This window comes from Glutamicibacter sp. HZAU, from assembly GCF_004100365.1.
GTDB classification, from domain to species: domain Bacteria; phylum Actinomycetota; class Actinomycetes; order Actinomycetales; family Micrococcaceae; genus Glutamicibacter; species Glutamicibacter nicotianae.
The window spans coordinates 1-13632 of sequence record NZ_SCKZ01000002.1 but is presented as its reverse complement, the minus strand read 5'-3'; the positions used below and the strand labels follow the sequence as shown (position 1 = coordinate 13632).

Genomic DNA, 13632 nt, shown 5'->3' with positions numbered 1-13632 from the left:
TCGCCCGCAGAACGTTAAAACAGGCAGGTGCCGCCCCAATGGGACGGCACCTGCCTGTTCAACTCGGGAGGACTACTTGGTCAGCAGTTCCAGAGCCTTGTTCAGGGTTGCGCTTGGGCGCATCACAGCGGAGGTCTTGGCCTCGTCCGGACGGTAGTAGCCAGCGATGTCCACAGCCTGCCCCTGGACCTCGGCGAGCTCGGCCACGATGGTCTGCTCGTTCTCGTCCAGCACCTTGGCAACCTCGGCGAACGCGGAAGCCAGCTGCGCATCCTTGTCCTGCTTGGCCAGCTCTTCTGCCCAGAACTTGGCCAGGTAGAAGTGGCTGCCGCGGTTATCCAGCTCGCCCACCTTGCGCTTAGGCGACTTGTCTTCCAGCAGGAAGGTGCCGGTAGCTGCATCCAGGGTGTCTGCCAGCACCTGGGCGCGGGCGTTGTTGGTGGTCACTGCCAGGTGCTCGAAGGAAGCGCCCAGTGCCATGAACTCGCCCAGCGAATCCCAGCGCAGGTGGTTCTCGTTCACCAGCTGCTGCACGTGCTTTGGAGCGGAGCCGCCGGCACCGGTCTCGAACAGGCCGCCGCCAGCCAGCAGCGGAACGATGGACAGCATCTTGGCGCTGGTGCCCAGTTCCAGGATCGGGAACAGGTCGGTCAGGTAGTCGCGCAGCACGTTGCCGGTGACCGAGATGGTGTCCTCGCCCTTGCGGATGCGCTCGATCGAGTACTTGGTGGCCTCGACTGGGGACAGGATCTCGATGGTAAGGCCATCGGTGTCGTGTTCCTTCAGGTACTCGTTGACCTTGCCAATCAGCACTGCGTCGTGGGCGCGGTTCTCGTCCAGCCAGAACACTGCCGGGGTCTGCGAGGCGCGGGCGCGGTTCACTGCCAGCTTCACCCAGTCGCGGATGGCAACGTCCTTGGTCTGGCAGGCGCGCCAGATGTCGCCGGCGAAGACCTGGTGCTCGATGAGCACGGTGTCGTTCTCGTCGACGATCTGCACGTGGCCGTTGGCTGACAGTTCGAAGGTCTTGTCGTGCGAGCCGTATTCCTCGGCCTTCTGCGCCATCAGGCCGACGTTCGGCACGGTGCCCATGGTGGTCGGGTCGTAGGCGCCGTTGGCGCGGCAGTCCTCGATCACGGTCTGATAGACGCCGGAGTAGGAGGAGTCAGGCAGCACGGCCAGGGTGTCTGCGGTGTTGCCCTTGGCATCCCACATCTTGCCGCCCAGGCGGATCATGGCAGGCATGGAAGCGTCAACGATGACATCCGATGGGACGTGCAGGTTGGTGATGCCCTTGTCGGAATCGACCATGGCAACTGCCGGGCCTTCTTCCAGGCCCTTGGCGATCAGCTTCTCGACGCCGGCGCGGACCTCGTCGGACAGCTCGTCCAGGCCGTTCAGGATAGCTGCCAGGCCGTTGTTCGGGTTCAGGCCGGCCGCTGCCAGTTCCTTGCCGTAGGTCTCGAACAACTCGGAGAAGTAGGCCTTGACTACATGGCCGAAGATGATCGGGTCGGAGACCTTCATCATGGTGGCCTTCAGGTGCGCCGAGAAGAGGATGCCCTCTTCCTTGGCGCGGGCCACGGAGTTCTTCAGGAACTCGGACAGCGCTGCGGCGTGCATGACGGTGCCGTCGATGACTTCGTCCTTGAGCACGTCGAATGGCTTCTTCAGGACCTTGACTTCGCCGTCTTCGCCGACGAAGCGGATCGAGATCTTCTTGTCCGCGTCGATGACCACGGACTTCTCGTTGGAAGCGAAGTCGTCGGCACCCATGGTGGCCACGTTGGTCTTCGAGTCGGCTGCCCACTCGCCCATGGAGTGCGGGTACTTGCGGGCGTAGTTCTTCACGCTCAGCGGGGCGCGGCGGTCCGAGTTGCCTTCGCGCAGCACCGGGTTCACTGCCGAACCCTTGATCTTGTCGTAGCGTGCGCGGATGTCGGTTTCCTCATCCGAGGACGGGTTGTCCGGGTAGTCAGGCAGTGCGTAGCCGGCAGCCTGCAGCTCGGCGATGGCGGCCTTCAGCTGCGGGATCGAAGCCGAGATGTTCGGCAGCTTGATGATGTTCGCTTCCGGGGTCTTGGCCAGGTCGCCAAGTTCCGCCAGTGCGTCACCGATGCGCTGTTCCTCGGTGACATAGTCCGGGAAGGTAGCGATGATGCGACCGGCCAGCGAGATGTCGCGGGTCTCAAGTTCCACCCCGGCGGTCGACGCGAAGGCCTCCACGATTGGCAGGAACGAGTGGGTCGCCAGCATTGGCGCTTCGTCGGTGTGGGTGTAAATAATCTTTGCCATAGGTGTGGCGTCTCCCTGAACGTCGTGCGGAAGCGGTGTTACCGCCCTGAACTCAACGTTCCAAATCTACCTGATTTTGCCCAGCACCACACTTTCAGGCCAGCAGAAATGCGCGCGGCAATCCCCAATTTTCGCCGAAATCCCGGGCTGGACTGCCCGCAAGCAGTTCGTCACATTTAAGTTAATCGGCGATAACTCAAGATTGGTCTTCGCTATTCGGACGCGGGCCCGGCCAGCTGCGCCAGATTCATCATTGCCGCATCGAAGAGCTCAACCGGATCCGCAGGCTCCCCGGCCCGCTCCGCCTGGCCGAAGCACTGCCAGGCCACCCGCCACAGCGCAGCCAGGGTTTCGCCGATGATCAAGGCGGGCATGGCCGGCAGCAGCCCGCGGCGCTGCAGCTCCTGCGCGGTGGCCGCCGAGAACGCCTCCTCCTGCCGGGTAATGGACAGCAGCAGCTTCGGCTCGATGACAATCAGCCGGGAAATGCGGCGGTATTCGCTGGCGCGGATCTCGGCCGCCAGGAGCTTGCGGCACTCGGCAGCCAGCACGCGGAAAATCTGCGCGCTCGTGGAGCCGGGGGCAATCTCGCATCCGGTCACGGCCTCGATCAGCTCATGCTGGGCGGGCACGATGGCTGCTTCCCTGGAATCGCAGTAACGGAAGAACGTCCGCTCCGAGATGCCCGCACGGGCGGCAATCTGCCCCACCGTCACCGAGTCCAGCCCCTGGGATTCCACCAGGTCCAAGGCCGCTGCCTGAATTGCCTTGAGGGTTGCCGCTTTGCGCTCCTCGCGAATCCCCATGGTGCTCTCCAATGCTCCAGGCCGCCTGCGCCGCGCAGGCCGCAAAAGCCGAATTTGTTTCCTGTCACAGTCTGCCAGATTCGCTTACGAAAAAGTGGCAGAGTGTGACAGAATTTAGCGGTTGGCACCCCAGAGGAAGAAGAATTCATGACGACAAAACCCGCTGCAACCAGCGCAAAGCCAGGAGCCGGGCCCGCTGGGCAGCTCAGCAGCAAGGCCTTGACCGGCATCATCGCCTCATTGGCTTTGGCCGCATTCATGATGATCCTGAACGAAACCGTGCTCACCGTGGCACTGCCGGGCATCATGCAGGACATGGCCATTTCGGCATCCACCGGCCAGTGGCTCACCACCGGGTTCCTGCTGACCCTGTCAGTAGTCATCCCGACCACCGGCTTCCTGCTGCAGCGCTTCGCGCACCGCTCGCTGTTCTTCTTCGCAATCATCAGCTTCATCGTCGGCACCGCCATCGCGGTCGTAGCCCCGAACTTCGGCTTCCTGCTGCTGGGACGCATCATCCAGGCCGTGGGTACGGCCATCATCCTGCCGTTGCTGATGACAACCACCTTGACGCTCGTGCCGGTGCGCCTGCGCGGCACCGTCATGGGGCTGAACTCGATCGTCATCGGCGTGGCCCCGGCGATCGGGCCGACCGTTTCGGGCGCCATCGTGCATGCCCTGGGCTGGCACTACATCTTCGTCCTGATGCTGCCGATCGCCGTGGCGGTCCTGGTACTGGGCGCCATCTTCTTCAAGCTCCCTTCCACCGCTCGCAAGCTCAAGGTGGATTCCGCTTCGGTCCTGCTCTCGGCCCTGGCCTTCGGGTTCCTGGTCTACGGCATTTCCAGCATTGAGCAGGCTGCGGATAACGCCACAATGATGATCGCCAGCTTCGGAATCGGCCTGGTCGCACTGGCCCTGTTCATCATCCGCCAGGTCAAGCTGGCCCCAAGCGGCCGCGAACTGCTGAACCTGGCCCCGTTCACCTCGCGCACCTTCAGCTTCGCGATCGCGATGATCATGATCGCCTTCGGCACCCTGCTCGGCTCGCTGATGATCGTGCCGATCCTGCTGGAATCCGGCAAGGGCATCGACTCGCTGCAGATCGGCATCATGCTGCTTCCCGGCGGGCTGGCCCAGGCCATCGCCTCGCCGATCTTCGGGCGGATCTACGACAAGCATGGAGCGCGCCCGGTACTGATCCCCGGCGCCATCATCCTGGCTGCCGGGCAGTGGATGTACGTCTCGGTGACGACACAGTCCTCCCTGTGGATGTTCGCAGCCTGCCACGTGGTGTTCTCCATCGGCCTGGGCCTGCTGATGACCGGGCTGATGTCCTCGGCCATGGCTTCGGTGGATCCGCGCCTGTTCGGCCACGGTTCGGCGATCTTCAATACCGCGCAGCAGCTGGGCGGTGCCATCGGCACCACCATCTTCGTGACCGTGATGTCGCTGCTCTCCAAGGTCGAGCTGGATGCCGGTTCCGAGCTGGCCGAGGCCCTGTTCTCCGGCGCGCACATCTCATTCATTGTCGCCGCGGTACTGGCAACGATTGGCATCGCTTTCTCGTTCACGATCAAGGGCGAGAAGCCGCACGCTAATCACTGACACACCGATTCGGCGCTACTGGCCATACCCTAACGGCTTGGATTCGCCTGGGTGCTGACTTCCGGGACGACTGGCGCCCAAGATTATTGCAGTATTCAGCCCGAGCGGAGGAATTCCTTTCGGAATTCCACCGCTCGGGCTTTTCTTGTCCCATGACCGATTCCCGCCATGCCCGGAATACTCCACCCATGCTCCAGCCGGCAGTTCAATACAGCCTGAGAGAACCAGTCATTGGGGGCAACTACCGGGCGAGTGCTGCCGGCCCTCAAGACGAACCCTCCTACTAACGAATGATTTACCGCAGGAATTGGACTTGTTACCGTTGCCAAGTGAGTTTGACCATGAAGTTGCACATCTACACCCATGTAGAGATGCCTTCTGGGGAAACTCAAAAATCGACTGGAAGGCTACCGATGTTCCTAGGAATCGGATTCGTACTCTCTCTCGCGATTGCTTTTGGCAGTCCGTACCTATGGGATTCTTCAGAGAATCCCGCTCTCCTCGCTGCTCTCACAACCGCAGTCGCTTTCCTGGTGCTCTGCGGAGGCGGCTTATTGCTTGATCGGCAACGCAAGAAGAAACATTCAATCTCTTGAAGGGCGCACAATGAATCGTTTAGCTAAAGCGGCTACTGCCTTACTTGTCACGACGGCCTTGGCGGCCAGCTCTGCTGGAACGGCTTTTGCCAACCCGATTGCACGCGAGACGTCAGATGAGTCCTCGTCCTTCGTTTCAGGGAAACGGAGCGAAGAAGTTAAAACAGTCTTGGACTATGTCTTGCAGACGAAAAACCTGCCGTGGTCAGCGAGACTTCGTCCACGATTGAGAAGGACTACGAGTTTTCGGAAGGGTCGACCCTAACCATCGTTCAAGATGCCAAGGCAGCTATTGACGTTGCCAACCCTGCCCTCAGTGCAGGGCAAGACTCGACTGCCTTCTACATTGACATGTCGCCAGCAGATCAGCGATCTATTATCAACGGGGCAGCGCTCTGATTCTGGCCTCGATAGGGGCGCTGATGGGGCCGTTTGCGATTGCGGTTCTTCCAAATTTGGGCTCGTATATAACTCCACAGCTCGAAGGCCTGACTTGTGTTAATGAAAATAGGACAATGCGGTTCTATTACACTTTCGACGGCAACGCTGTGTCGTCCAGATGCATCCAAAGGCCAAAGGTTCGCACGCAGGTTCTTGAAATGACGGGGACAGACATTGGCGACTGCTCATGCCTTGGTTTCAGGATCGTATTGTTGATGCCCCGGCCGGTTCCCGGTGAAGTGCCGATCCACGTTATGCCGACACGTTCTGCCCGGCGCAGTCTTCTCCCCTCGCCTGCAAGGTGATAGCTTGAAGGCCAATCAGGGAAGTCCAGCAACCTTGGTCTTCCTCATCCCCGGATCGCCGGGCCGCCAGATAGGGGACGCAGCATGGCAGCAGTGCAGGACACCGACATGAGCGATCTCGCGATTGCCTCGCGGGCAGTGCTCGCACCGATCTCCCGGATCGCCGAAGCCGCCGGAATCCCGGACGCTGCGCTGGAGCCCTATGGCAAATACAAGGCCAAGATCGATCCGGCGCTGCTGCCCAGTGGAACCCGGCGCGGAAAAGTGGTCCTCGTCAGCGGCATGTCCCCGACACCGGCAGGGGAAGGCAAATCCACCATGGTGGTGGGCCTGGCCGATGCGCTGGCGGCCACCGGGACCAAGACCATGATCGCCTTGCGCGAGCCCTCGGTCGGCCCGAGCTTCGGCATGAAGGGCGGAGCCACCGGCGGCGGCCAGTCCCAGGTGCTGCCCATGGACGAGATCAATCTGCATTTCACCGGGGATTTCCACGCCATCACCAGCGCGAACAACCTGCTCATGGCAATGCTCGACAACCACCTGCAGCAGGGCAACGCGCTGGGCATCGACCCGCGATCCATTACCTTCAAACGGGTGCTGGACATGAACGACCGGGCACTGCGCCACGTGGTGATCGGCCTGGGCGGTACCGCCAACGGTGTTCCCCGTGAAACAGGCTTTGAAATTACCGCCGCATCCGAAATCATGGCCGTCTTCTGCCTGGCCACCGGGCTCGCGGACCTGCGTGCCCGGCTGGGCAGGATCACCGTCGGATACACCTACGCCAAAACCCCGGTCACCGCCGATGACCTGGGGGCGGCAGGTGCCATGGCGCTGCTGCTCAAGGAAGCCATCAAGCCCAACCTCGTGCAGAGCATCGGCGGCACTCCCGCACTCATCCACGGCGGGCCCTTTGCCAACATCGCGCACGGCTGCAACTCGGCCATCGCCACCAACACCGCCCGCGCACTGGCCGATGTGGTGGTGACCGAGGCAGGCTTCGGCACCGATCTGGGCGCCGAGAAATTCATGGACATCAAGGCCCGCTACGCCGGGTGCCCGCCGGACACGGTGGTCATTGTCGCCACCGTCCGCGCACTGAAAATGCATGGAGCGGTACCCAAGGAAGAGCTGGGGACCGAAAACGTCGAGGCCGTGCGCGCCGGGCTGCCGAACCTTGAACGCCACGCGTCGATCATCTCCAAGTTCGGCATCAAGCCGGTCATCGGCATCAACCGCTTCACCACGGATACCGATGCCGAGCTGGAAGCGGTCATCAGCTGGGCAGCGCAGCAGGGCATCGCCTGCGCAATCGCCGATGTCTGGGGCCACGGCGGGGCCGGGGCCACCGAGCTGGCCTCCGAGGTGCTGCGCGCCATCGAGGAACCAGGAAATTTCGCCCCGCTGTACGAGCTGGAGCAACCGGTCGAGGACAAGATCCTGGCTCTGGTGCGCGAAATCTACGGGGGCGAAGGCGTCGAGTACTCAGCCAAGGCCCGGCGGATGCTCCAGCAGGTCAATGAGAATGGGTGGTCCCACCTGCCGGTCTGCATCGCCAAGACGCAATATTCCTTCTCCGATGACCCACAGCTGCTCGGCGCCGCCAGCGGCTTCACCGTTCAGGTCCGCGAGCTGATTCCGAAGATCGGTGCCGGTTTCATCGTGGCCATTACCGGGTCGCTGACCACGATGCCGGGCCTGCCGAAGGTTCCGGCCGCCGTGCACATGGACGTCGATGAGCAGGGCAACGCTATCGGATTGTCATAGCGGGCCGACTCGCCGCGGATACTGCCCGCGGGCACCGTTCCACTGCGGGCGAACATGATAGTTCGCTGAGCGTGCCAGACTCCACGCAGCTCCCCGGCTAGGCTGTGTGGACCAGCACCCTCCAGCTGGCATCAAGACAAGGCACGGAAGAAGGGAAGCAACCATGGGAACCGCAAACCACGACGAAACCACAGGACCACGCCAGACCCCGGATCCAGAGGGCGAGAATACTGCTGTCCCTGATCCGGACGACGCGCAGAGCGCGCCCATCCCGTTCGGCCATGAAGGTGCCGACGGCGAAGAAGAGGACTAAAGCTAAGCGGCGCACAGTCCAGCACGAGACCGGCCCGGGGGCGGGGATTCCATAAGGAATCCCCGCCCCCGGGTTTTCTCATTCCTTGCGCAATTCTCCTGTTCAGCACGCAATTCGGGGCAATTCCTCCGGTCCTTCGTATTGCTGTCCTCCAAACTCGACGTCAGGATTGTTGAACAATTACGGAAATTGAGGCATTCTTTTACCAACAGGTTTTCACGAGACGGGGATCACAATGCCATACATAGACTTGAATTCGGACGTCGGAGAGTCCTTCGGCAACTGGAAGATGGGCGACGATGCCGCCATCTTCACCTCCGTTTCCTCCGCCAACGTCGCCTGCGGCTCCCACGCCGGAGATCCGAGCACCATCGCCCAGACCTGCCGCGATGCCGTGGCAGCCCAGGTCACCATCGGCGCCCACGTCGGCTACCGCGACCTGGCAGGCTTTGGCCGCCGCTTCCTGGATTGCTCCGCCACCGAGCTGGCCGATGACGTGCTCTACCAGCTCGGCGCCCTGCAGGCACTGGCCCGCAGCGCCGGCAGCGAGATCAAGTACGTCAAGCCGCACGGCGCCCTGTACAACACCATCGTGCACCACGAGGTCCACGCCCAGGCTGTCATCGATGCCATCAAGGCCTTCGGCACCGACCTGCCGGTGCTGCTGCTTCCCGGCTCCGTAGCCCTGCAGAAGGCCGAAGCCGCCGGCCTGCGCGGCGTCGCCGAAGCCTTCGCCGACCGCAACTACACCCCGGAAGGCACCCTGGTCTCCCGCCGCGAAGCCAACGCCGTGCTCCACGACCCGGCACAGGTCACCGAGAACATGGTCCGCCTGGCCACCGAAGGCACCATTGTCGCCGTGGACGGCAGCACCATCAAGATGCCTGCCGAAAGCATCTGCCTGCACGGCGACACCGCCGGCGCCGTGGCCATGGCCAGCGCCGTGCGCGCCGGCTTGGAACACGCCGGAGTGCAGATCCGGAGCTTCGCGTGAGCATCCGCGCCATCCACCGGGCAGGATCGCACGACCTGCTGGTCGACCTCGATTCGCTCGACTCGGTGCTGGCGCTCACTGCCGCGCTGGAAGCTGACCCGCTGCCCGGGCAGCGCGACCTGCTTTCTGCAGCCCAAACCCTGTTCCTGAAATTCGGGACCTCCGAAGAAGCCGCCCAGGCCAGCCAGCAGCTGCCCGGACTGGACATCGGCAGCGTTGCGCACACAGCTGGCAAGATCGTCGAGGTTCCGGTGCACTATGACGGCGAGGATCTGGCCGCCGTGGCCGAACTGACCGGCCTGGGCATCGACGGGGTCATCAAGGCCCATTCCGGCCAGTCCTGGCGTGCGGTGTTCGGCGGGTTCGCCCCGGGCTTCGCCTACCTGCTCGGCGAGAACCAGCTGCTGAATGTCCCGCGCCGGGATACCCCGCGCACCAAGGTGCCTGCTGGTGCCGTCGCACTGGCTGGGGACTACTCGGCCGTCTACCCGCGCCAGTCCCCCGGCGGATGGCAGCTGATCGGCCATACCGATCTGCAGATGTGGGACTTGGACCGCGAGAATCCTGCGCTGATCCGCCCGCAGGACACCGTGAAGTTCATTCCTGCCACCGAAAGGATTTCCCTCCAGGCACCGGCCGCCCAGCCCGCCACCGTGCAGGATCCCGGCGTCGGAGGCCTGCGGATCCTTGATCCCGGACTGCAATCGCTGCTGCAGGATGCCGGGCGCATCGGCTACGGCAACCTGGGTGTGGGCGCCGCCGGCGCAGCCGACCCGGCCGCCTTCCATCAGGCCAACCGCCTGGTCGGAAACCAGCCAGGCCAGGCAGTGATCGAGAACCTCGGCAGCCGCCTGAGCGTCGAAGCCGAGCAGGACCAGGTGCTGGCGCTGGCCGGAGCCGAAGCCGAACTGCTGATCACCCCGGCCGAGGACGATGAGCTGCGCACCCCGCGCCAGGTGGCGATGAACGCGCCATTCGCCCTGCTGCACGGCGAGCGCCTGGATGTTGAACCAGCTGGGCGCGGGCTGCGCAGCTACCTCGCGGTGCGCGGGCGCATCGCGCAGGAGCCGGTCCTCGGCTCGCTGTCCACCGATACCCTCTCCGGGCTGGGCCCCGAGCCGTTGCAGGCCGGGAGCATGCTTGAGGTGCAGCGCCCGCGCATCGGCCACATTGTCGGCAACAGCGAACCGAGCACCCTGCCGGTACCGGACGCTAGCGGCGTGTACACGCTGCGCGTCATCCCCGGTCCGCGCGCCGACTGGTTCGGCCCGGCAGGCCTTGAGCAGCTCACCGCGCAGGTCTGGGAGGCCACCAGCGAATCCAACCGCGTGGGCGTCCGCCTGGCCACCGGGCAGCAGCCGCTGCAGCGCGTGCGCGAAGGCGAGCTGGCCAGCGAAGGCGTGGCCCGCGGATCCCTGCAGGTGCCGCCCTCCGGCCTGCCGGTGCTGTTTCTCGCAGACCACCCGGTCACCGGCGGCTACCCGGTGATCGCCACCGTCATTGCCGAAGACCTGAGCGCAGCCGCGCAGCTTCCTCCCGGAAGCAAAATCCAATTCATCCTCCAACCCACTGCCGGCCACGCGGCATCTGACGCCTAAGGAATTGCCATGAAGAAAGTACTCATCGCCAACCGAGGCGAAATCGCTGTCCGCATTGCCCGGGCTGCCGCCGACGCGAACATTGCTTCGGTAGCCATCTACTCTGATCCGGATGCCGACGCGCTGCATGTGCGCCGCGCCGACGAGGCGTACCCGCTGCACGGTTCCACCGGGGCGGAGACCTACCTGGATATCGAGAAGATCATCGACATCGCGAAGCGCAGTGGAGCCGACGCCGTGCACCCGGGCTACGGTTTCCTCTCGGAGAACGCGAACTTCGCCAAGGCAGTCATCGATGCAGGGTTGAGCTGGATCGGCCCGTCGCCGCAAGCCATCGAGGCCCTGGGCAACAAGGTCACCGCCCGCCAGATCGCCGTCCGGGCCGGCGCACCGCTGGCCCCGGGCACCGACGGCCCGGTGGCCGATGCCAGCGAGGTACGGGCCTTCGCCGAAGAGCACGGCGTTCCGGTGGCCATCAAGGCCGCTTTCGGCGGCGGCGGCCGCGGCATCAAGATTGTCCACGCCCTCGAGGAGATCTCCGATGCCTTCGAATCCGCCACCCGCGAGGCCACCGTGGCCTTCGGCCGCGGCGAGTGCTTCGTGGAACGCTTCCTGTCCAAGCCGCGCCACGTCGAGGCGCAGGTGCTTGCCGATACCCACGGCAATGTCGTGGTGGTCGGCACCCGCGACTGCTCGCTGCAGCGCCGCCACCAGAAGCTCGTTGAAGAAGCCCCTGCACCGTTCTTGACCGATGAGCAGCGCGCCCGGATCCACGAGTCCGCCAAGGCGATCTGCAAGGAAGCCGGGTATGTCGGGGCCGGCACCGTGGAGTACCTGGTGGCCCAGGACGGCCTGGTCTCCTTCCTGGAAGTCAACACCCGTTTGCAGGTGGAGCACCCGATTACCGAGGAGACCTCAGGTGTGGACCTGGTGGCCGAGCAGTTCCGCATCGCCGACGGCCTGCCACTGTCCATTACCGAGGATCCGCAGCCAACCGGCCATGCCATCGAATTCCGCATCAACGCCGAGGACCCGGCCCGCGGCTTCCTGCCGGCACCAGGCACCGTTGAGCGCTTCGAAGCGCCCACCGGCGCCGGCGTGCGCGTGGACTCGGGCGTGCGCAGCGGCTCGGTCATTCCCCCGTTCTACGACTCGATGATCGCCAAGCTGATCGTGCGCGGGGCGGACCGCGACCAGGCAATCCGCCGGGCCCGCCTGGCCCTGGAGGAAATCAGCATTGCCGGAGTCCCCACGGTCCTGCCCTTCCACCGTGCAGTGATCGAGCATGAGGCGTTCAACGGCGATTCGCTGGGTGTCTACACCACATGGATCGAGGACGAGTTCCTCAACGAGGTGGAAGCCAGCGACGAGATGGATCTGGACCAGCGCGACACCAGCCGCGAGACCATCACCATTGAGCTCGATGGCAAGGCTGTCCAGCTCGGTCTTCCGGCGGCGCTGACCAATGCCCTGCGCAACACCTCGGGTGCCGGCACCGCCGCCTCGCAGGATGAGGATGGCGGAGCAGTGGATGCCGCCGCGGTGCGCAGCACCATGGACGGGAACCTGGTCCGCTTCGCCGTGGAAGATGGCAGCGAGGTCACCGAAGGGCAGAGCGTAGCCATTGTCGAGGCGATGAAGATGGAATCCACCATCACCGCGCACCGCGGTGGCATCTTCCAGGCCGCGGATCTGGGCGCCGGGGCGGCCCTGCGCCGCGGCGATACTTTGGGCACCATCAGCTAGCGTCGTGGCCACGCCGGCCGACAGCAGAGGCCAGTTGGGATAAATTGGAAGCATGAACGCCACCAACAGCATCTCGCAGCAAGCCAAGGCTCCCCACGCGCACAGTGGACCCTGGGCGGCAAGCGTGTTGCGCCGCCGCATCGCCGAAGGCGAGCTGCTGCCCGGGGACAAGCTTTCCGAGCAGGCCTTGGCTGAATCGCTGGGGCTTTCGCGCAATACCTTGCGCGAGAGCTTCACGCTGCTCAATAGCGAGCTGATCATCACCCGCATCCCCAACCGGGGTGTTTTCGTGGCCTCGCCTGATGCTGATGACGTACGGGAAATCTATGCGGTGCGCCGCACCGTCGAACCGGCTTGCCTGGCCTGGGGCGAGGGCCTGGATCTGGACCGGCTGGAAGAGATCATCGCCGAGGCGCGAGCCGGCCTGGCTGCGGGCGATGTGCCGCGGATGGCCAGCGCCAACCAGGCGTTCCACGAGCAGCTGGTCGCTTCCTCTGAAAGCGACCTGCTCCAGGAGCTGATGGGCCGTGTGCTTGCCCGCATGCGCCTGGTCTTCCATGCCATGAGCGATGCCCCGGATTTCCATTCGCACTACGTAGAGCGCAATGCGCAGCTGCTGGACTTGCTGCGCACTGGAAAGCGCATGGAAGCTGCACAGACCTTGCGCGACTATCTCGACACCGCTGAAGCCGAATTGCTCAGGCACATCGAGGATCGCTCCAACTAGCTCTCAAGCTGGGCAATCCCCATCCTGCGTGCGATTTCCCTCTCATCCGCCTCAGGATTTTCCCGCTGGCCTGAGGTGGATGCGTGTTTCCAGAATTCAATCCGTCGACGCTGCAGCGCACATCTTCCGCTGTGGCCCTAGACGCGAATTCCGGGATCTTCCCGGGTATTCTCCACTGCAGCCATCCTTCCATGCGGTTCCACGGTGTATTTTCGGTGTCCTTGCCTCCCTATGCGAGCAGCAGCTGGATGCCTTTCCAGCTGCTGCCGCTGAGCCAACCACAACCCAAGCAAGCACATAGATAGCCGACGTATGGTTTAACGATGTGATGTCTCAAGACACCGGTGACACTTCTGTCTCAGGACATCGGTAACACTCGGTGTCTCAGGACATCGGTAACAGATCAGACCGGGTCAGGCATGTTTTGGAACTTCGC

The 13632-nt window shown here is 63.7% G+C and carries 9 protein-coding genes; 7 read left to right on the top strand and 2 right to left on the bottom strand.

Annotated features, from left to right (window positions below; all coding sequences use genetic code 11):
* Positions 1-72: 72 nt before the first annotated feature.
* Complete coding sequence (locus EKH49_RS02705; protein ID WP_128469609.1) at positions 73-2295, bottom strand: NADP-dependent isocitrate dehydrogenase; 2223 nt, start codon at positions 2293-2295, stop codon at positions 73-75.
* A gap of 212 nt (positions 2296-2507) precedes the next feature.
* Entirely contained in the window at positions 2508-3101 is a 594-nt protein-coding gene (locus tag EKH49_RS02700) for a TetR/AcrR family transcriptional regulator (RefSeq protein WP_128469608.1), read from the bottom strand.
* Positions 3102-3248: 147 nt separating this feature from the next.
* On the opposite strand from EKH49_RS02700, the gene EKH49_RS02695 reads away from it, so the two are divergent.
* From EKH49_RS02695 to EKH49_RS02670, 7 genes are all read left to right on the top strand, one after another.
* On the top strand, positions 3249-4709 hold the full coding sequence (locus EKH49_RS02695) for a DHA2 family efflux MFS transporter permease subunit (RefSeq protein WP_128469607.1): 1461 nt from the start codon (positions 3249-3251) through the stop codon (positions 4707-4709).
* A 1426-nt stretch (positions 4710-6135) separates the two neighbouring features.
* Complete coding sequence (locus EKH49_RS02690) at positions 6136-7818, top strand: formate--tetrahydrofolate ligase (protein ID WP_128469606.1); 1683 nt, start codon at positions 6136-6138, stop codon at positions 7816-7818.
* A 163-nt stretch (positions 7819-7981) separates the two neighbouring features.
* Positions 7982-8131, top strand: a complete 150-nt coding sequence (locus EKH49_RS16490; protein WP_161567432.1) for a hypothetical protein — start codon at positions 7982-7984, stop codon at positions 8129-8131.
* Between the two features lie 235 nt (positions 8132-8366).
* Positions 8367-9125 carry a LamB/YcsF family protein gene (locus EKH49_RS02685; protein WP_128469605.1) on the top strand — a complete coding sequence of 253 codons (759 nt, stop codon included), beginning with the start codon at positions 8367-8369 and terminating at the stop codon, positions 9123-9125.
* Positions 9122-10723, top strand: coding sequence for a carboxyltransferase domain-containing protein (locus tag EKH49_RS02680; RefSeq protein WP_128469604.1), 1602 nt, complete (start codon positions 9122-9124; stop codon positions 10721-10723). Before EKH49_RS02685 ends, EKH49_RS02680 begins: the two co-directional genes overlap by 4 nt.
* Positions 10724-10732: 9 nt before the next feature.
* The gene (locus EKH49_RS02675) at positions 10733-12469 is read left to right on the top strand and encodes an acetyl/propionyl/methylcrotonyl-CoA carboxylase subunit alpha (RefSeq protein ID WP_128469603.1); all 1737 of its coding nucleotides are present in this window, start codon (positions 10733-10735) and stop codon (positions 12467-12469) included.
* A 52-nt stretch (positions 12470-12521) separates the two neighbouring features.
* A complete protein-coding gene (locus EKH49_RS02670) occupies positions 12522-13196 on the top strand; it encodes a GntR family transcriptional regulator (protein WP_128469602.1) in 675 nt (224 codons plus the stop codon).
* The last annotated feature ends 436 nt before the right edge of the window (positions 13197-13632 follow it).

Excerpts from the sequence above, each read along its gene's own strand:
- EKH49_RS02705 (WP_128469609.1), bottom strand. The coding sequence starts at position 2,295 with ATGGCAAAGATTATTTACACCCACACCGACGAAGCGCCAATGCTGGCG.
- EKH49_RS02700 (WP_128469608.1), bottom strand. The coding sequence starts at position 3,101 with ATGGGGATTCGCGAGGAGCGCAAAGCGGCAACCCTCAAGGCAATTCAG.
- EKH49_RS02695 (WP_128469607.1), top strand. The coding sequence starts at position 3,249 with ATGACGACAAAACCCGCTGCAACCAGCGCAAAGCCAGGAGCCGGGCCC.
- EKH49_RS02690 (WP_128469606.1), top strand. The coding sequence starts at position 6,136 with ATGGCAGCAGTGCAGGACACCGACATGAGCGATCTCGCGATTGCCTCG.
- EKH49_RS16490 (WP_161567432.1), top strand. The coding sequence starts at position 7,982 with ATGGGAACCGCAAACCACGACGAAACCACAGGACCACGCCAGACCCCG.
- EKH49_RS02685 (WP_128469605.1), top strand. The coding sequence starts at position 8,367 with ATGCCATACATAGACTTGAATTCGGACGTCGGAGAGTCCTTCGGCAAC.
- EKH49_RS02675 (WP_128469603.1), top strand. The coding sequence starts at position 10,733 with ATGAAGAAAGTACTCATCGCCAACCGAGGCGAAATCGCTGTCCGCATT.
- EKH49_RS02670 (WP_128469602.1), top strand. The coding sequence starts at position 12,522 with ATGAACGCCACCAACAGCATCTCGCAGCAAGCCAAGGCTCCCCACGCG.